Here is an 18,545-nt window from a genome sequence, read left to right as displayed (position 1 = left end):
CCCAACGCGGGGCAAGCCCGCTCGCCACAGGGAGAGTTCTCAAGGTCTGAAAGTTGCGTAGATACCCATGCTCATCGCAGGCAAGCCAGCTCCCACAGTTTGAATGTATTCGCAGATCAACAATGTGGGAGCCGGGCTTGCCCGCGATAGGGCCTGTTCAGGCAACAAAAAACCCGCTGACCAAACTGGCCCAGCGGGTTTCTTGTTTTTACAGCCAGCGAATCAAAAATCCGCCAACTGCCACACCTCATACGCCGGTGTTTCATACGGATGGCTGAGCTTCAACGCCGCCACAGCAGCCGCAATCGACTCATCGGCCACCACCAGCTCAACTTTCCACTCTTCAACCACTTCAACCTGGCCCACCTGCCCGATAAACGGCTGGCTGCCGTCCAACGCACGGAATTGGCCCTGGCCCAGCACTTGCCAGGCGCAGCTGTCGTAGTCGCCGATGCGCCCGCCACCGGCTGCGAAGACGGCGGTCTTCACCGTCTCCACATGGCTGTCGGGCACAAAGAAGCTGAGCTTGTACACCGCCTTAGTTCACCCACACGCGAGCGTTGCGGAACATGCGCATCCAGGCGCCGTCTTCGTTCCACTCTTCCGGGCGCCACGAGTTCTGCACCGCGCGGAATACACGCTCCGGGTGCGGCATCATGATGGTGACGCGGCCGTCGCGGCTGGTGAGGCCGGTGATCCCGCGCGGCGAGCCGTTCGGGTTGGCCGGGTAGTTTTCGGTGACCTTGCCGTGGTTGTCGACGAAACGCATGGCCACGCAACCGGACAGGTCGGCTTCCAGCAGGGCTTCTTCGCTTTCGAACTCGGCATGGCCTTCACCGTGGGCGATGGCGATCGGCATGCGCGAACCAGCCATGCCTTGCAGGAAGATCGAGTTGGACTCCTGCACCTGCACCATGGCGACACGGGCTTCGAACTGCTCGGAACGGTTACGCACAAAGTGCGGCCAGAACTCGCTGCCCGGGATCAGCTCATGCAGGTTGGACATCATCTGGCAACCGTTGCACACACCCAGCGTGAAGCTGTCGTTGCGCTCGAAGAAGCCTTGGAACGCGTCGCGGGCACGGCTGTTGAACAGAGCCGACTTGGCCCAGCCTTCACCGGCACCCAGGACGTCGCCGTAGGAGAAGCCACCGCAGGCCACCAGGCCCTTGAACTCGTTGAGGTCAACGCGACCGGCGAGGATATCGCTCATGTGCACGTCGATCGCGTTGAAGCCGGCGCGGTCGAACGCGGCCGCCATTTCGACCTGGCCGTTGACGCCCTGCTCACGCAGTACGGCGACTTGTGGACGAATGCCTTTCTTGATGTACGGCGCGGCGATGTCCTGGTTGACGTCGAAGCTGAGCTTGGTGCTCAGGCCCGGATTGTCTTCTTCCAGGATCAGGTCGAACTCCTGCTCGGCGCAGTCGGCGTTGTCGCGCAGGCGCTGGATCTGGTAGCTGGTTTCCGCCCATTGGCGTTGCAGCAGACGGCGCTGGCCTTCGAAAACGGTGTCGCCATTGAAGACAATGTCGATCTGGCCGTTGTTGATCGGCTGGCCGATCACTGCCACGCAATCGCCCAGGCCGGCGGCGCTGAACTGTGCAAGTACGTCCGGGGTCGCGTCCTGGCGCACCTGGATCACGGCGCCCAGCTCTTCGTTGAACAGGATGCCGTTGATTTCAGAAGCATCCTCGGCAACGCTGTCGAGTACCAGGTTCAAGCCGCAGTGACCGGCAAACGCCATCTCTACAACGCTGGTCAGCAGGCCACCGTCGGAACGGTCGTGGTAGGCCAGCAGGTGGCCGTCGGCGTTGAGGCCCTGGATCACGGCGAAGAAGGCCTTGAGGTCTTCGGCATCATCGACGTCCGGCGCGTGCTTGCCGAGCTTGCCATGGGTTTGCGCGAGGATCGAGGCGCCCATGCGGTTCTGGCCACGGCCCAGGTCGATCAGGATCAGGTCGGTGGTGCCCTTGTCCATGCGCAGTTGCGGGGTCAGGGTCTGGCGGATGTCGGTGACCGGTGCGAAACCGGTGACGATCAGCGACAGCGGCGAAGTGACGCTCTTGTCGGTGCCGTCTTCGTTCCAACGGGTGGCCATGGACATGGAGTCCTTGCCCACCGGAATGGTGATCCCCAGTTCCGGGCACAGCTCCATGCCGACCGCCTTGACGGTGTCGTACAGGCGCGCGTCTTCACCGGGGTGGCCGGCAGCGGACATCCAGTTGGCCGACAACTTTATGTCGGACAGTTTGCCGATGCGCGACGCCGCGATGTTGGTGAGGGTTTCACCAATGGCCATGCGTCCCGACGCCGGAGCATCCAGCAGGGCCAGCGGCGTGCGCTCGCCCATGGCCATGGCTTCACCGGTGTAGACGTCGAAGCTGGTGGCGGTGACGGCAACGTCAGCCACCGGCACTTGCCACGGGCCGACCATCTGGTCACGGGCCACCAGGCCAGTGATGGTGCGGTCGCCAATGGTGATCAGGAAGCTTTTGCTCGCCACGGCCGGGTGGTGCAGCACACGTTCGATGCTGTCGGCCAGGTCCAGCGTGCTCGGGTCGAAATCATCGCCCAGCTCGGCTTCACGTACGGCCGAACGGTGCATGCGCGGGGCCTTGCCCAGCAGCACTTCGAGCGGCATGTCCACCGGGCTGTTGCCGAAGTGGCTGTCGGTGACCGTCAGTTGCGGCTCGGCAGTGGCTTCGCCGACCACGGCAAACGGGCAGCGCTCGCGTTCGCAGATGGCCTGGAAGCGCGCAAAGTCTTCAGGGCCGACGGCCAGTACGTAGCGTTCCTGGGACTCGTTGCTCCAGATTTCGTGCGGGGCCATGCCCGGCTCGTCGTTTGGAATGTTGCGCAGTTCGAAACGGCCGCCGCGGTCGCCATCGTTGACCAGTTCCGGGAAGGCGTTGGACAAGCCACCGGCGCCGACGTCGTGGATGAAGCTGATCGGGTTCTTGTCACCCAACTGCCAGCAACGGTCGATGACTTCCTGGCAGCGACGCTCCATCTCTGGGTTTTCGCGCTGTACGGAAGCGAAGTCGAGGTCCGCCGAGCTGGTGCCGGTGGCCATGGAGGAGGCAGCACCGCCCCCCAGGCCGATCAGCATCGCCGGGCCGCCGAGGACGATCAGCTTGGAGCCGACCAGGATCTCGCCTTTCTTGACATGTTCTTCACGGATGTTGCCCATGCCGCCGGCCAACATGATCGGCTTGTGGTAGCCGCGCACTTCATCGCCACGCGGGGTGGTGATGGATTGCTCGAAGGTCCGGAAGTAGCCGGTCAGTGCCGGGCGCCCGAACTCGTTGTTGAACGCGGCGCCGCCCAGCGGGCCTTCGATCATGATGTCCAGCGCGGTAACGATGCGCTCCGGCTTGCCGTATGGCACTTCCCACGGCTGTTCGAAGCCCGGGATCTGCAGGTTGGACACGGTAAAACCGGTGAGGCCGGCCTTTGGCTTGGCGCCACGGCCGGTGGCACCTTCGTCGCGGATCTCGCCGCCGGAACCGGTGGCTGCGCCCGGGAACGGGGCAATCGCGGTCGGGTGGTTGTGAGTCTCGACTTTCATCAGGATGTGCACCGGCTCCTGCACCGCGCCGTACTGGCGGGTCTCGGGGTCCGGGAAGAAACGGCCGGCGACGCTGCCGACGATGACCGAGGCGTTGTCCTTATAAGCCGACAGAACGCCTTCGCTGTGCATCACGTAGGTGTTCTTGATCATGCCGAACAGGCTTTTTTCCTGGCTTTCGCCGTCGATGTCCCAACTGGCGTTGAAGATCTTGTGACGGCAGTGCTCGGAGTTGGCCTGGGCGAACATCATCAGTTCGATGTCGTGCGGGTTGCGCTTCAAGCCGTTGAAAGCGTTGACCAGATAGTCGATCTCGTCTTCGGCCAGGGCCAGGCCCAGTTCGGTGTTGGCCTTCTCGAGGGCGGCGCGACCGCCGCCAAGCACGTCAATCGCGGTCAGCGGCTTGGGCTCGGCGTGGCTGAACAGGCCGGCAGCCTGTTCCAGCTGGCTGACGATGATCTGGGTCATGCGGTCGTGCAGGCTGCTGGCGATAAGCTCGGCTTCGGTCTCGCTGAACTGCCCGGCGACATAGAAGGCAATCCCGCGTTCCAGGCGCTGGATGCTCGTAAGGCCGCAGTTGCGGGCGATATCACTGGCCTTGCTCGACCAGGGCGAGATGGTGCCGAACCGTGGCAGAACCAGGAACAAGCGGCCGGTCGGCTCTTGAACGGGAACGCTTGGGCCGTACTTCAGAAGGCGTGCCAGCACCTGCTGTTCGTCGGCGGTCAAGACGCCGGTAACGTCGGCGAAGTGAGCAAATTCAGCATACAGGCCTGTAACAGCTGGAACCTTCTGGCTCAGTTGCTCAAGGAGTTTGCTGTGGCGAAAGGCAGAAAGGGCAGGAGCGCCGCGCAGGATCAACATCTTCGGGACAGCCTCGGGAAGGGGGTGTGCTTTGAGGCCGTGCATTCTAGCGTAAACCGCCGCCAACGGCACCCGAAACGCTACTGGTGGCTGCTGCCGAACGTCAGTTGGCACCGATTGCACGCTATCCGCGCGCTATCCGTGGCATTCCGCGCAGTTATTTTAACCGTCACAATCACTCGCCAAGCCACGTTTCTGCGGGTTGCAGCACAGTTTTGCCGGCGCTAGCAGACAAGTCCCACGCTGTCGAGATATGGCGCCGTGGGCCGTTTGCGTATACTGCGCAGATGTTCTCCCCTACTGCTTTGCGCCCGCGGTGCGCCAAATGGCTCATCGCAACCGGACTCTTCCTGATGCTCAGCGCCTGTGTTGATAAACCCAGCACGCTCGAGCGAATCAAGGAGGATGGCGTATTGCGGGTGATTACCCGAAACAGCCCGGCCACGTATTTCCAGGACCGCAACGGTGAAACCGGTTTCGAATACGAGCTGGTCAAACGCTTTGCCGACGACCTGGGGGTGAAGCTGGAAATCGAAACCGCTGACAACCTCGACGACCTGTTCGGCCAGCTGGGTAAACCCAACGGCCCGGTCCTGGCTGCCGCCGGCCTGGTCAGCAGCGAGCAGCGCCTGAAGCAGGTTCGCTTTTCCCACCCGTACCTGGAAGTGACCCCGCAGATCATCTATCGCAACGGCCAATCGCGCCCCACCAACGCGGCGGACCTGGTGGGCAAGAAGATCATGGTGCTCAAGGGCAGCACCCACGCCGAACAACTGGCGGAGTTGAAAAAACAGAATCCTGCCATCGAATACGAAGAGTCCGACGCCGTTGAAGTAGTCGACCTGCTGCGCATGGTCGACGAAGGCCAGATCGACCTGACCCTGGTGGACTCCAACGAAGTGGCGATGAACCAGGTGTACTTCCCCAACGTGCGCGTGGCGTTCGACCTCGGCGATGCCAGCCACCAGAGCTGGGCCGTGGCCGCCGGCGAAGACAACAGCCTGCTCAACGAGGTCAACAGCTACCTCGACAAGGTCGGCAAGAACGGCACCTTGCAGCGCCTGAAAGATCGCTACTACGGGCACGTCGATGTGCTCGGCTACATGGGCGCCTATACGTTTGCCCAGCACTTGCAGCAGCGCTTGCCCAAGTACGAGAAACACTTCAAGGCCTACGCCAAGGAAGAAAAGGTCGACTGGCGCCTGTTGGCGGCCATCGGCTATCAAGAGTCACTCTGGCAACCGGCGGTCACCTCCAAGACCGGCGTGCGCGGGCTGATGATGCTGACCCAGAACACCGCCCAGGCCATGGGCGTGTCCAACCGCCTGGACGCCAAGCAAAGCATCATGGGCGGCGCCAAATACCTGGCCAAGATCAAGGATGAGCTTGACGATGATATCGCCGAGCCGGACCGTACCTGGTTTGCCCTGGCCGCTTACAACGTGGGCACCGGGCATCTGGACGACGCGCGCAAGCTGGCGCAGAAGGACGGCCTGAACCCGAACAAGTGGCTGGACGTGAAGAAGATGCTGCCGCGCCTGTCGCAGAAGCAGTGGTACAGCAAGACCCGCTACGGCTATGCCCGTGGCGGCGAGCCGGTGCATTTCGTGGCGAACATCCGGCGCTACTACGACATCCTCACCTGGGTGACTCAGCCACAGCTGGAAGGTAATCAGGTGGTCGAAGGCAACCTGCATGTACCTGGGGTGAACAAGACCAAGCCGCCGGAAGAGAACCCGCAGCTGTAAACCCGATCATCCAGCCCCCCAACCCCATGTGGGAGGGAGCTTGCTCCCGATGAGGCTCGATCAGCCACAGACAAACTGACCGCCCCCTGCTACCGGCACTCCCACCGCTCGTTCGCTACTGGCCCTGGAGGCCGGTGAGCAGATGTACCGTGCCTCCCGCCAACACCATCACGCCCGGCACTCCAGCCGCCTTTAACGCCGCCACATCCACCCGCGCCGCGTCCTGCAGTTGCACGCGCACTCGCGTCAACGCCACGCGCTGTTGCGACTTGAGATTATCCGCACCACCGAGCGCATCCAGCACATCGGCCGACAACAGACTCGGTGTCGACGGCGCTACCGTCTCGGCAATCAAATCCGGGGTCAGGGCTTTCCAGAACGCCCGCTGCAATTTCTCGAACATGCTCAGTGCTCCACGACAGGTGAGGTTTCAACGGTGGCCGCGTGATACAGGCGCAAGGCCTCGCGCACTTGGGCGGCTTCTTCCAGGCCCAGTACCTGGCGGGCGATGATCTGGCAGTCCGCCAGGTCCAGCTCGCGTACGGTGGCCTTGATGGTCGGGATCAGCGGCACGCTGACAGACAACTCATCCACCCCCAGCCCGATCAATACCGGCACAGCCAAGGCTTCGGACGCCAACGCCCCGCACACGCCCACCCACTTGCCGTGGGCATGGGCGGCCTTGACGGTGGTCGCGATCAGGCGCAACACAGCCGGGTGAAAGCTGTCGGCCTGGCCGGCCAGCCGCGGGTGGTCGCGGTCCATGGCCAGGGTGTATTGGGTCAGGTCATTGGTGCCGATCGAAAAGAAATCCACATGGGGCGCAAACACATCCGCCATCAACGCCGCAGACGGCACCTCGATCATGATGCCCAGCTTCGGTAGCTCGGTGAGCCCCAGGGCCAGAGCTTCTTCTTCGAGCATCTTGCGCGCCAGGTGCAACTCGGAGAGCAGGCTGACCATCGGCAGCATGATATGCAGGCGTGCAAAACCGGCACTGGCGAGGATCGCACGGAACTGTTCGCGCAGCAGCTCGGGACGCTCCAGGCACAGGCGAATACCGCGCAACCCGAGGAACGGGTTGGTTTCGGCGTCCATCGGCACATAAGCCAAGGGTTTGTCGCCACCGACGTCCAAGGTGCGCACCACCAGGTTGCGCTCGGCGCCCAGGGCACGGGCGATGGCCGTGTAGGTGGCTGCTTGTTCGTCAGGGCCCGGCGCACGGTTGCGGTCCAGGTAGAGGAACTCCGAACGCAACAGGCCGACGCCTTCGCCGCCAAGGGTCAGGGATTGCTCCACTTCCTGCAACGAGGCCACGTTGGCGGTGACTTCGACGTGATGACCGTCTCGGGTGGTGGCGGGCAAAGACGCCTGCGCCACATCGCGTTGATGGCGAAGCACCTGCTGCTTGCGGGCGGCTTCCAATTGTTCGATTTCGGCCAGATCCGGGTCCAAGTGCAGTTCGCCTTTGTCGGCGTCGAGCAACACCTGCTTGCCGTTGGCCAACCCCAGTACCTGGGCCGAAACACCGCAAATGGCCGGCAGGCCAAGGGCGCGGGCGAGGATCGCGACGTGGCTGGTCGCGCCTCCGCCGACGGTGACAAAACCCAGCACTTTGCGTGTATCCAGGCTGGCGGTCTGCGACGGGGTCAATTGCTCAGCGATCAGGATTGCGCGCTCCGGCAAGTCCCAGGCGTTGTCCTGAATGCCCAGGATCAGTTTCAGCACGCGCCGGCCAACATCCGCCAGATCTGCCGCACGCTCGGCGATCAGCGCATTGCCCAGCCCCTGAAATAGCTTGACGGTCGCGAGCGTGGCACTGTTCCAGGCAAAGGCGGCGCTCTTGCCTTCAGCCAGCAGGCTGTGAGCGTGTTCCAGCAAGGTCGGGTCTTCGAGCAGTTCCTGATGGGCGCGGAAAATCTCTGCCTGGGCGCTGCCGGCGGCCTTATCCCGAAAAGCCTGCAATGCCTCGGTGGCAGCCAGCAGGCCACGCGCCAAAGCGGCACGTTCAGTGGCTTCACCCATACCTTGTTCAGGGATGCTCAGCTCAGGCTCAGTCACTTGAACGACCTGACCAAACGCCGAACCCGGCGATGCGCACACGCCTCGCAGCAAGGTCGCCGAGGGTGGCGTAACGACCGCTTCAGCCACGCTCGCCACCCCCTCGCCACAGCCTTCAGCCAACAAGGCCACCAGCGCAGTGATCGCCACTTCGGCATCCTCACCCGCCGCACTCACCTGCAAGGTGTCGCCGTGCACGGTTTGCAACGCCATGATCGCCACCAGCGATTTGGCGTTGGCGCTCTGGGTTTGTTTATGCAGATAGATGCTTGCGTTGAAACCCTTCGCCGCCTGGGCGAACACCGCCGCCGGGCGGGCGTGCAAACCGTTGGCATTGGGCAAGGTCAACGGCTTGGAGAACAGCGCATCGCCCTCCTCTTCGTCCACTGCGTCAATGGCTTCGCCTGGGGATAACTGCAACAGCGGTTGGCCGATCTCCACAAGATCGGTTGCCAACACGCTAAACGGCTCGCCACTGACCACCAGCATCAAGGTCAGCAGGCTACGGGCGTTGAGCGCCACGTAGTCGGCATCGAATTCGATCAGCGGTTGCCCGGCCTCCACCCGCTGGCCTTCCTCGACCAATCGGGTAAATCCCTTGCCTGCCAGGTTCACGGTGTCCAGGCCGATGTGCATCAGCACCTGGACGCCATTGTCATCGGTGATGCTGACCGCATGCCCACTGTCCTGGATATTGCTGATCACCCCGGCCAGTGGCGCGCAGAGGGTCTGCGAGGTGGGGTCGATACACAGGCCGTCGCCAATCAGGCGGCTGGAGAATACAGGGTCGGGCACCTTATCCAGCGCCAGCAGCACACCCGACACGGGCGCCAGCAATTCCAGGGGTTGAGTTGCGGTCATGACTTCACCTGCTGTTTTGTTCTGTAGATATCCGTGTGGGCGGGGGCTTGTTCCCGATGACGGTGTACCAGCCAATAAATGCCTATCTGAAACACCGCTATCGGGGGCATGCCCCCTCCCACATTTAGTCCCTGTGCACCCGAAGGCTCATTTCCACCAGTATTCGACTTGCACGCCGACGTTCGAGCCATGCCGCGCAGTGCCGTAGGCGCCGGTGTCGGACAACGCCGAACCCGCCGCCAGCTCATTCGCCGCACGCTTGGCCGCTTCGTTCCAACTGGCATAGGTGTAATACAAACGCACCTCCGGCCGCGCCCAGAAATCCGGGCCTTTGGGCGACCAGGTCGGGGCGAAGGTGAACTTGCTCAGCTTGCGCGTGCCACCACTGGCATCGACCTGATCATGGCCGAGTTCGGTGACCAGCTTGAACTGCTCGCTGATCGCATAGGCCGGGCGCACGCCGACGGACATCCAGGTCTGGTCCTGGCTGCCGGGACGGATATCTTTCTGGTACACCGCCTCGATCTGCCCGCCGAAACGCGGGGTCACCTGCCAGTCGAAAAACTCGACGGCGCGATAGCTTTTGCTGCTGTTGTCCAAGCGGGTATTGCCGGTGTAACCCAGGCCGGTGCCAGGACCTTCGCCGTACTGCAGGGCGAATTTGTTCTTGCCGCCCAGGAAAGCCTTTTGTACGTGCTGCGCCGTGATCGCCCAACCGCTGTTGGTATCGCGCCCGCCGGCCTTTTCGATGTAGCTCAAGCCCAGCTCCAGCTCGCCACCGGGGTTGGTCTTGAAGCCCGCAATGTTGAAATCGTGACGGGTGGCGTATTCCTTCTGGTACAGGTTGTCCTTGCGCGAAAGGGCGTAGCTGTATTTCAAGTCGCCAATCAGCACGTCCTCGATACCGCCGCCCGTGGCGCTCTGGTTCCAGTAGTAGAAGTCGGAGATATGGATGTCATTACGTTTGTAGTAACGCCGCCCGGCCCACAGCGACCCGCCGTTGAGACTGGGCAGGTTCGACCATTGCGCATACATCTGCGGCATGCGCGCCGAGCCGTTGTTTTCACCCTGGAATTTAAGGGCGCGGTCGTATTGGTTGTACAGGGAGGCCATGGCGTCGACGCTGAGCACCGAACCATCGTCGAGGGTCAGCAGGTCCTGGCGCAATTCCAGTTCGGCGTACTGCTCGCATTCGTTGCCCAAGCGGTATTTGGTTTGCGCGCCCGGCAGTTGGAAACACTGCTGCTTGCCACTGCCGGTTGAAGTGCCCACGCCACTGCGCAGGTAACCGGCAAATTCCAGGGCCTGCGCGCCGAATGGCAGGCTCAGGCACGATGCTACTAGGCCCAGCTTTATTGTTGTTTTCATGAAGCGCTCCGATATTTTTATTATGTTTTTAACGCGTCCCCGCGCTCCCACACGGGGTTTACAACGGGTCTCAGTCCTTGAGGTGCAGCACAAAGGATTCGTAGGGGCGCAGCACGACTGTGCGGGTACGCATCGGGCAATCGGGGTAGTTGCTGATCAGCAGGCGTTGCTCGGTGCCCCCACTGATCACGTTGCCGGGCAGTTGGATCTCGCACGGCTGGCCGTAGAAGTTGTTCAGCACCAGCAACCGCTCGCCATGACCTTCGCGCAGGTATGCCCAGACCTGAAGGTGGTCTTGCAGCAACGGGCGGTAAACGCCCTCCTGAATCAGCGATTCATGGCGACGCAAGGCGATCAGCGCGCGGTAGTGATGCAGCACCGAGTCCGGGTCATCCAGTTGCTGCTCGACATTGATCTGCGCCGCATTGGCCGGGATACCGATCCACGGCTCGCCCGTGCTGAAACCGGCATTCGCCTGGTTGTTCCACTGCATGGGCGTGCGCCCGTTATCGCGGGACTTCTGCATGATCGCCGCCATGCTCGACGCCTCGGACTCCCCCGCATCGCGCTTGAGGCGGAAGATGTTCAGGGTCTCGACATCACGGTATTGCTCGATCTTGTCGAACCCCGGGTTGGTCATGCCCAGCTCTTCGCCCTGGTACACAAAGGGCGTGCCCTGGAGGAAGTGCAACGCCGTGGCGAGCATCTTGGCCGAGACCACCCGGTGTTCGCCGTCATCGCCAAATCGCGAGACCACTCGAGGCTGGTCGTGGTTACACCAGAACAGTGCGTTCCAGCCGCCACCCGCCTGCATGCCGAGTTGCCAATCAGAGAGGATCTGCTTGAGCTGCAGGAAATCAAAGTCGGCGCGCACCCACTTCTGCAAGTTCGGGTAATCGACTTTCAGGTGATGAAAGTTGAAGGTCATCGACAGCTCTTTGGACTCCGGCCGCGAATAGCGGATGCAGTGTTCCAGGCTGGTGGACGACATCTCGCCGACGTTGATCAGGTCATGGCCCTCGAAGACTTCGCGGTGCATTTCCTGCAGGTATGCATGCACGTTCGGGCCGTCGGTGTAGAAGCGACGGCCATCGCTGTTGTCTTCGGGGAAATCGGCGGGCTTGGAGATCAGGTTGATCACGTCCAGGCGGAAACCGCCCACACCCTTGTCGCGCCAGAAGCGCATCAGCTTGAATACCTCGGCGCGCACCTTGGGGTTGTCCCAGTTGAGGTCGGCCTGGGTGTGATCGAACAGGTGCAGGAAGTACTGGCCGGTTTGCGCTTCGTATTCCCAGGCTGAGCCACCGAACTTGGATTCCCAGTTGTTCGGCTGGTCGCGCCAGATATAGAAGTCACGGTACGGGTTGTCGAGGCTGCTGCGTGCCTGCTGGAACCACTCATGCTCGATGGAGGTGTGATTGACCACGATGTCGAGCATCAGCTTGATGCCGCGCTGGGCCGCTTCGCTGATCAGCAGGTCGCAGTCGGCCATGGTCCCGTAGCTGGGATCGATGGCGTAGTAGTCGCTGATGTCGTAGCCGTTGTCGCGCTGCGGTGAACGCAGGAACGGGGTGATCCACAGGCAGTCGACCCCCAGCCACTTGAGGTAATCGAGTTTATCCACGATACCCAGCAGGTCACCGGTGGCGTTACCCGCGTGGCTGTGGAAGCTTTTGGGGTAGATCTGGTAGATCACCGAGTGTTGCCAGTCTTGCATGGTGGGTTCCTTCAGTAGAGTTTTTTGCAGGCCTCTCGGGCCTCATCGGAGGGCAAGCCCGCTCCCACATTCAAAATGCAGAGGGGCTTGCCCCCGATAGCGGTAGATCAGGCAACCCTGTATCCAGGCCGCACGATCTTCATGCTCAACGCGCAGGTCAAAACAAACGGCACGACGATCGCGATGACCATCCCGATCACAAACATCGGAATGGCGCTCGGCACGATCGAGATAAACCCAGGCAGGCCGCCGACCCCGATGGCCGAGGCCTGGACCTTGTTCAACGACAGGAAGATGCTGCCCAGCGCCGAACCCAGCAGCGCGGCATAAAACGGGAATTTGAAGCGCAGGTTCACGCCGAACATCGCGGGCTCTGTAATGCCGAAGTAGGCGGAAACCGCTGAGGTCGAGGCCATGCTTTTGTCCCGCGCATTACGGGTCATGTAGAACACCGCGAGCGCGGCGCTGCCCTGGGCCAGGTTGGACATGACGATCATCGGCCAGATAAAGGTGCCGCCCTGGGTGGAGATCAATTGCAGGTCCACGGCGAGGAACATATGGTGCATGCCGGTGATCACCAGCGGTGCATACAGCAGGCCGAAAATCGCCCCGCCCAGCATCGGCGCCAGGTCAAAGAGGGTGACCACGCCTTCGGTAATCAGGATGCCCAGGTGACGGGTGACCGGGCCAATGATTGCCAGGGCCAGCACACCGGTAACGACGATGGTGGTGATCGGTACGACGAGCAGTTGAATCGCATTCGGCACCCGCGCCCGCAGCCATTTCTCGATGACGCTCATCACATAGGCCGCCATCAGGATAGGCAGGATCTGCCCCTGGTAACCCACTTTCTCAATCTTGAACCAACCGAAAATATCGAAGTACGGCAGGCTCTGGCCATCCAGCCCGGCGACCGCCTTGCCATAGTTCCAGGCGTTGAGCAGGTCCGGGTGCACCAGCATCAGGCCGAGCACGATGCCGAGGATTTCACTGCCGCCAAAGCGCTTGGCCGCCGACCAGCCCACCAGCGCCGGCAAGAACACGAACGAGGTGTTGGCCATCAGGTTGATCAGGCTCCACAGGCCATCCAGGTTCGGATAGGCCTCCAGCAGCGTCTTGCCCTCGATGAACATGCCCTTGGCGCCCATCAGGTTGTTCACGCCCATCAACAGGCCGGCAATGATCAGCGCAGGCAGGATCGGCATGAACACATCGGAGAACACCCGCACCAGGCGCTGCATGGCATTGGTCTTGTCGGCGCCCTTTTTCTTGACGTCGGCGATGGTGGCGGCGGCGAGGCCGGTCTGTTCCCGCAGCGCGGCGTAGACTTTTTCCACTTCGCCGGGGCCGATCACCACCTGGAACAGGCCCCCGGTGAAAAACGAGCCCTTGACGAGGTCAACCTGGTTCAAGGCGCTGCTCTTGACCCGGCTCGGATCCTTGAGCGCCAGGCGCAGGCGAGTCACGCAGTGGGCAGCTTGCTCAAGGTTGCCGCTGCCCCCGAGGTTCTCGAGAATCTCGCGGGCAATGTTCGAATAGTCGTGGCTCATGCTTGGTTTCCACTTTGATTTTTTTATTTGGGGGCAGTCATTGGCAGCACGCCGAGAGCAAACGTACTCGTACAGACGAGTTAAAGCAACAACTCGTCTGTACGAGTTACATTTTGTTTGTTTTTTTTATGGGCTCTACACCGTCACGCGCCACAGATATCCAAGGGCCCAATGGACAAACACCCCCCGTGCCACTAAGGTTCCTGCCTTGAACGCAAACCCGGCACAGAGCCATCCCCATGAGCAAATACAACCAGATCTATACCGATCTGCTTGCCAACATCACCACTGAACGCCTGCAACGTGGCACCCGTCTTCCCTCCGAAACCGAATTGATGGATGCCTACCAGGCCAGCCGTGGCACCGTGCGTCGGGCCATCGAGCAGTTGCAGGAGCGTGGGTTCGCGCAAAAAATCCACGGCAAGGGCACTTTCGTGTTGTCGCCCAACCCCATCGAGTTCCAATTGGGTGGCATCGTCAGCTTCCACGAAACCCACGCCGACCTGGGCGACGACGTACGCACCGAAGTGGTCGAGTTCACCCAGTTCCCACTGGAAGGCTCATTGCAACAACACATCGAAGCCGAACCCGGCACCCTGATCACGCGGATCAAGCGCGTCCGGCGCATCGGCGGCAAACGGGTGATCCTCGACATCAACCACTTTGTCGCCGACCTGATTCCCGGCCTGGACCGCGACATCGCCGAGCAGTCGATCTACGCGTTCATCGAGCAGACGCTGCAGCTGCAGATCAGCTATGCGCAACGCACCATCGAAGCCCTGCCCCGCAGCAAAGACGACCAGGCGCACCTCGACCTAGACGGTCAGAGCCATGTGATCGTGGTGAGTAACCAGACGTTTTTGCAGGATGGGCGCCAGTTCGAGTACACCGAATCGCGGCATACGCTGGATAAGTTTTACTTTTCGGATATTGCCCGACGGTAAACAAATACCAGAAACACAAAACCCCGGACATCGCCGGGGTTTTGTTATTCAGCGCTCACCTGCTGCCGCAGTGTCACTTCCACTCCAATTATGAACCATGAAATAAAATATATAAAAATCATATAGTTATATGATCAAGTACGAATGACGCCTTGAAAAGTGCCATTTCTATCAGGAAGGCCGCTGCAAGCCACCCCACCGTTGATATGATCCTTAACAAGTCCTGAGGTGTGCCGTTGCGGATTACCCGTCGACGACAAATCGGTATGGACAGCAGGGCCTCTGGATCGGCCAAGTCGTTTCCCGAGGCTCGTGGCTACGTGCCAATTTGGGATACGGATGCGGACGACCTGCCCCTATGCTTAAGTCGAACTCATCGCCCCTGAGGACGACCATAGAGCACTCGCCTTGTCTTCAATGGCGACGAGCGCAGTAAGGATGTGAAATGGATAAGTCGCAGGAAGTTGACGAGGTAACCCGGCTCACAGCGCACGCGCACAGAGTCTTACAGAGTGGTGCGCTCGGTAAATCGCAACAGATCATTCGTCTTTTCGAGTTTCTCCTCGAACGATCACTGACGGCGACCGCAACGAAAGAAATCGAGATTGCACTAGTCGTGTTTGGTAGACCCGCCAGCGTGGATCTCGCGGCTGATGCAACGGTTCGAGTGCATATTCATCGGCTGCGAAAAAAACTCGATGCGGCGCCAGCCGATGAGCGTGGCGAGCGGCTTATCCTTCCGCGTGGCGAATATCGTCTGGTCGTCGCTGTTCCCGATGAGCAAGACAAATACTCCGGCCATGTGCACCGACGTTTCCTTGATTGGCGGTATTTTGCCGTCGCGGCGCTTTTCCTCACGCTCAACGCAATATGCTGGCTCTGGTTGGCAGGGAAATCACCCAGTGATTCGCGTATCGAGAGCATTCTCTGGAGTGGTATCACGAAGAATCTGGCTCCGCTATTAGTCGTTTCCGGTGATTTTTATGTATTCGGTGAACAGGGCGCTGACGGTTCTATCCTTCGTATGGTCGCTGATTCCACCATCGCTTCCAGCGAGGATCTGAATAACTACAAACAACAGATGCCTGTGCCCGGCCAAAGGTATATCGATATGAATGCCCATCACTTGCCGAGTGGGCTCGCATCAGCCCTGGTTTCGGTGATGCCAATCATGGTCGCAACCAGGCCTGGAAATTCAAGCCTGATCAAGGATGTGACCACATCACGTTTCACCAATGAAATGCTGAGCGATCACGATATTGTCTATGTTGGTCTACTCGACACGCTCGGCGATCTGCAGGAGCCGTTTTTTGATCTTTCCGGGTTTTCGCTGTCGGCCAGCGGCGATACCCTTGTGGATCGAGCGAGCGGGGATAAATTTCAATCTGATTGGGCCGAACCGTCCACTGAAAGAATCATGCGTCGTGACTATGCGTACCTTGCTCGCTTTCCGGGACCAGCAGGAAATCACATCGTCGTCGTTGCCGGCATCATGGATCCCGCACTGATTGAAGCAGCGAAAATTGCATCGGACAGTGCCGAGCTGAGTCGCTTGAAGACCGTGCTAGGGAATAGCGACGCCTTCGAAGCGATGTATGAGGTGCGCACATTTGGTCCGTCGAGTGTATCGGCAGAGTTGCTGATCGCACGCCCACTTGACGTCGGTCAGATGTGGCGTACGAGGCAGGCGTCGCCTCCCAGTGGCAAGGCCATGCCAAGCCCTGGCAAGCCAGACGAGGCAGCTCAATAGAAGCTGAGCGCCAGACTCTTTTACGAACCTGTCCCTATCCCGGACAGGGCTGCCAACCGCACGCGGTTAGCTCCTTCTGGAGCGAAGAGCCAGGCTAAAGGTTCCTGAGATGGGGCAAGGCAATATCGCCCGTCGTCTCGTAGCGAAGCCATTGCTCGTTCCGAGACGGGCTGGGCACCGTGCCATACGTGCGTGGCCTGACGTGGGCATCCGCTTCGCCTGGTGCCGACGTCTCCCATCAGGGTGTGCGGGAATGCTTTGCGCAAAAAGCACATGGCCTGCATGGGGTCTCGGCAACGGCGCCTGAACCGGCATGCAGGCACATTTAATCTGCCCTGTTGATTACAACCTGTGTCGCTGGAAATTTCTCAGGGGTAGACCTACGCAATCTCCACGAACATATGCGCCTTGTCGCGCCGGACCTTTTCGAGTTTCACCAGCCAATCGCTTTCAGTATCCCGGTAGCCCAGGGCCAAAAGAACGGAACTGTTCAACCCCTGTTCGGGAAGCTTCAGAAGCGCATTCACTGCCTGGTTGTCGAATCCTTCCATGGGCGTGGCATCTACGCCCAGTTCAGCTGCCGCTACCAACGCGAATCCCAAGGCGATGTAGCACTGTTTGGACGCGTGGAAATACTGCTGCTCCTTGCTCATGCTGCCGAAAGAATCGAGCAGCGATAGCCGGTAATCATCGGTGACACTGGCAGGCAGGTGACGTATTTTGTTGCTGTATTCAAAAAACCCATTGATCCGCTCAGGTGTGTATTCATCCCAGGCAGCAAAAATCAACAAGTGGGACGCTGTGGAAATTTGCTGTTGGTTGGCGCAGATCGGCTGCAATTGCGCCTTCAACTCGCGGTTAGTGATGATTAACACCTTGAAAGGCTGCAGGCCCGAACTGCTGGGGGCCAGGCGTATGGCTTCCAGGATCGGATCAATTTTTTCTTGCGCGACCTTGTCGCCGTTGTAGCTTTTGGTTGCATAGCGCCAATGAAGCGTGTCTTTCAATGCCATGATGATTCCCTTGACGGAATTGAGCCAGCGATTGCCTGGCGTGCTTTACGCTCTAGATACTTGCCCAGTGCTCCGTACCCCTCACGGATTCGGGCTCTGCCCGTCCTTCAAGTGACGCCAGAGGGTTTTGAAAGGATCGATATAGAACCCCCTCAGGGTGTTGTGCGGATTGTTGGCACCATATTCTTCGTCGTTGCATCCCCAACGCCAGCTCTCGCCCTTCTTGGGCAAGTAGAGTGTTCCGAACATCCAGTCCCAGAGCGTCAGTACGACTGCGTTGTTCTTGTCCCAGTGATGGGGCTCCATACTGTGGTGAAGGTTGTGCATGACAGGGGCCAAAACGATCCGGTTCATCCACCCGTAGGAGATCGGCAAATGGACGTGAGAAAACACATCGATAACGAAGAAGCAGATGTAGGCCGTTGTGGTGACGGCAACCACCATGCCTGGGTGGATTTGACTCCCCGTTGCATAAAGCACCACCCCCGTAAAGGCCCCGCCGACCACCGCCGGGATAATATTGAGGCCAAAGAACTCGATGGGGTGCTGGCGGAATAGCGTCCAGGGCGTCAGTGTCTCAGCGGTATGGTGAGGCTTGTGCAGATGCCACATCAGTGCATTGGTATGGCACCAACGATGTATCCAATACCCCACGAAGTCGACACTGAGGAAATAAGTCAGGAACTGAACGGAGACGATCAGCCAGGTTGACGTCATCAAGGGGGCCCGGACACCGAATTCAGCGGTGAAATAAGCGCCTACATTGTCAGCAATGGCGATGCCATTGACGGCGAAGACGCCGACCAGGGGAAAACCGAGCATCAGCAGGATGATACCGTTCCACATATCCACGCGAGATGAGGGGTTGTCATATTGCTCTTTGGGAAAGGCTGCATTGGTTAGAGAACGGAGGGTCAGGGGGCTCTGCCACTTTTGCGAGATGATGAACATCACCGCGAGGACTGAGACAAACAGAGGAAGGCCCCAGGCCCATAGACTTATTATTTCCAGTGTCGGTTCATAGAACGCGACAATTGAGTCCCAGATCTCATACATCGTCATCGTAAGTACCTCGCCATTTATTCTTTTGTTTTTGTT

General features: G+C 60.1%; 12 protein-coding genes. 3 read left to right on the top strand and 9 right to left on the bottom strand.

Annotated features, from left to right (window positions below; translation table 11 throughout):
• Positions 1-222 precede the first annotated feature (222 nt).
• Both AC1Q6I_RS29005 and purL read right to left on the bottom strand, forming a co-directional pair.
• Positions 223-534, bottom strand: coding sequence for a YqfO family protein (locus AC1Q6I_RS29005; RefSeq protein ID WP_102624587.1), 312 nt, complete (start codon positions 532-534; stop codon positions 223-225).
• 4 nt (positions 535-538) lie between these two features.
• Complete coding sequence (gene purL, locus AC1Q6I_RS29000; RefSeq protein ID WP_024077254.1) at positions 539-4,435, bottom strand: phosphoribosylformylglycinamidine synthase; 3,897 nt, start codon at positions 4,433-4,435, stop codon at positions 539-541.
• Between the two features lie 287 nt (positions 4,436-4,722).
• On the opposite strand from purL, the gene mltF reads away from it, so the two are divergent.
• Complete coding sequence (mltF, locus tag AC1Q6I_RS28995; protein ID WP_069076947.1) at positions 4,723-6,183, top strand: membrane-bound lytic murein transglycosylase MltF; 1,461 nt, start codon at positions 4,723-4,725, stop codon at positions 6,181-6,183.
• A gap of 115 nt (positions 6,184-6,298) precedes the next feature.
• Here the strand turns inward: mltF and AC1Q6I_RS28990 are convergent, their stop codons facing one another.
• The 5 genes from AC1Q6I_RS28990 to treP form a co-directional block, all read right to left on the bottom strand.
• Positions 6,299-6,586: a PTS sugar transporter subunit IIB gene (locus AC1Q6I_RS28990; RefSeq protein ID WP_102624586.1), complete on the bottom strand. Its 288-nt coding sequence runs from the start codon at positions 6,584-6,586 to the stop codon at positions 6,299-6,301.
• 2 nt (positions 6,587-6,588) lie between these two features.
• On the bottom strand, positions 6,589-9,105 hold the full coding sequence (gene ptsP, locus AC1Q6I_RS28985; RefSeq protein ID WP_102624585.1) for a phosphoenolpyruvate--protein phosphotransferase: 2,517 nt from the start codon (positions 9,103-9,105) through the stop codon (positions 6,589-6,591).
• A gap of 147 nt (positions 9,106-9,252) precedes the next feature.
• Positions 9,253-10,473 carry a maltoporin gene (locus AC1Q6I_RS28980; protein ID WP_102624584.1) on the bottom strand — a complete coding sequence of 407 codons (1,221 nt, stop codon included), beginning with the start codon at positions 10,471-10,473 and terminating at the stop codon, positions 9,253-9,255.
• A gap of 70 nt (positions 10,474-10,543) precedes the next feature.
• Positions 10,544-12,190: an alpha,alpha-phosphotrehalase gene (gene treC / locus AC1Q6I_RS28975; RefSeq protein WP_102624583.1), complete on the bottom strand. Its 1,647-nt coding sequence runs from the start codon at positions 12,188-12,190 to the stop codon at positions 10,544-10,546.
• Between the two features lie 107 nt (positions 12,191-12,297).
• Positions 12,298-13,740, bottom strand: a complete 1,443-nt coding sequence (treP, locus tag AC1Q6I_RS28970; protein ID WP_102624582.1) for a PTS system trehalose-specific EIIBC component — start codon at positions 13,738-13,740, stop codon at positions 12,298-12,300.
• A 239-nt stretch (positions 13,741-13,979) separates the two neighbouring features.
• Between treP and treR the strand changes: the two genes are divergently transcribed.
• Both treR and AC1Q6I_RS28960 read left to right on the top strand, forming a co-directional pair.
• Positions 13,980-14,684, top strand: coding sequence for a trehalose operon repressor (gene treR, locus AC1Q6I_RS28965; RefSeq protein ID WP_024077261.1), 705 nt, complete (start codon positions 13,980-13,982; stop codon positions 14,682-14,684).
• Positions 14,685-15,129: 445 nt separating this feature from the next.
• On the top strand, positions 15,130-16,434 hold the full coding sequence (locus AC1Q6I_RS28960; protein WP_102624581.1) for a helix-turn-helix domain-containing protein: 1,305 nt from the start codon (positions 15,130-15,132) through the stop codon (positions 16,432-16,434).
• 380 nt (positions 16,435-16,814) lie between these two features.
• Here the strand turns inward: AC1Q6I_RS28960 and AC1Q6I_RS28955 are convergent, their stop codons facing one another.
• Both AC1Q6I_RS28955 and AC1Q6I_RS28950 read right to left on the bottom strand, forming a co-directional pair.
• The gene (locus AC1Q6I_RS28955) at positions 16,815-17,447 is read right to left on the bottom strand and encodes an NAD(P)H-dependent oxidoreductase (protein WP_102624580.1); all 633 of its coding nucleotides are present in this window, start codon (positions 17,445-17,447) and stop codon (positions 16,815-16,817) included.
• 81 nt (positions 17,448-17,528) lie between these two features.
• The gene (locus AC1Q6I_RS28950) at positions 17,529-18,509 is read right to left on the bottom strand and encodes a sterol desaturase family protein (protein ID WP_024077264.1); all 981 of its coding nucleotides are present in this window, start codon (positions 18,507-18,509) and stop codon (positions 17,529-17,531) included.
• Positions 18,510-18,545: the final 36 nt, after the last annotated feature.

The organism is Pseudomonas sp. MPR-R2A5, from assembly GCF_058793055.1.
Note: the sequence above shows the minus strand (reverse complement) of the source record. Positions and strands in the feature narration are given on the sequence as shown.

Coding starts and splice junctions, on each gene's coding strand:
- purL (WP_024077254.1), bottom strand. CDS start 4,435: ATGTTGATCCTGCGCGGCGCTCCTGCCCTTTCTGCCTTTCGCCACAGC.
- mltF (WP_069076947.1), top strand. CDS start 4,723: ATGTTCTCCCCTACTGCTTTGCGCCCGCGGTGCGCCAAATGGCTCATC.
- AC1Q6I_RS28990 (WP_102624586.1), bottom strand. CDS start 6,586: ATGTTCGAGAAATTGCAGCGGGCGTTCTGGAAAGCCCTGACCCCGGAT.
- ptsP (WP_102624585.1), bottom strand. CDS start 9,105: ATGACCGCAACTCAACCCCTGGAATTGCTGGCGCCCGTGTCGGGTGTG.
- AC1Q6I_RS28980 (WP_102624584.1), bottom strand. CDS start 10,473: ATGAAAACAACAATAAAGCTGGGCCTAGTAGCATCGTGCCTGAGCCTG.
- treC (WP_102624583.1), bottom strand. CDS start 12,190: ATGCAAGACTGGCAACACTCGGTGATCTACCAGATCTACCCCAAAAGC.
- treP (WP_102624582.1), bottom strand. CDS start 13,740: ATGAGCCACGACTATTCGAACATTGCCCGCGAGATTCTCGAGAACCTC.
- treR (WP_024077261.1), top strand. CDS start 13,980: ATGAGCAAATACAACCAGATCTATACCGATCTGCTTGCCAACATCACC.
- AC1Q6I_RS28960 (WP_102624581.1), top strand. CDS start 15,130: ATGGATAAGTCGCAGGAAGTTGACGAGGTAACCCGGCTCACAGCGCAC.
- AC1Q6I_RS28955 (WP_102624580.1), bottom strand. CDS start 17,447: ATGGCATTGAAAGACACGCTTCATTGGCGCTATGCAACCAAAAGCTAC.
- AC1Q6I_RS28950 (WP_024077264.1), bottom strand. CDS start 18,509: ATGACGATGTATGAGATCTGGGACTCAATTGTCGCGTTCTATGAACCG.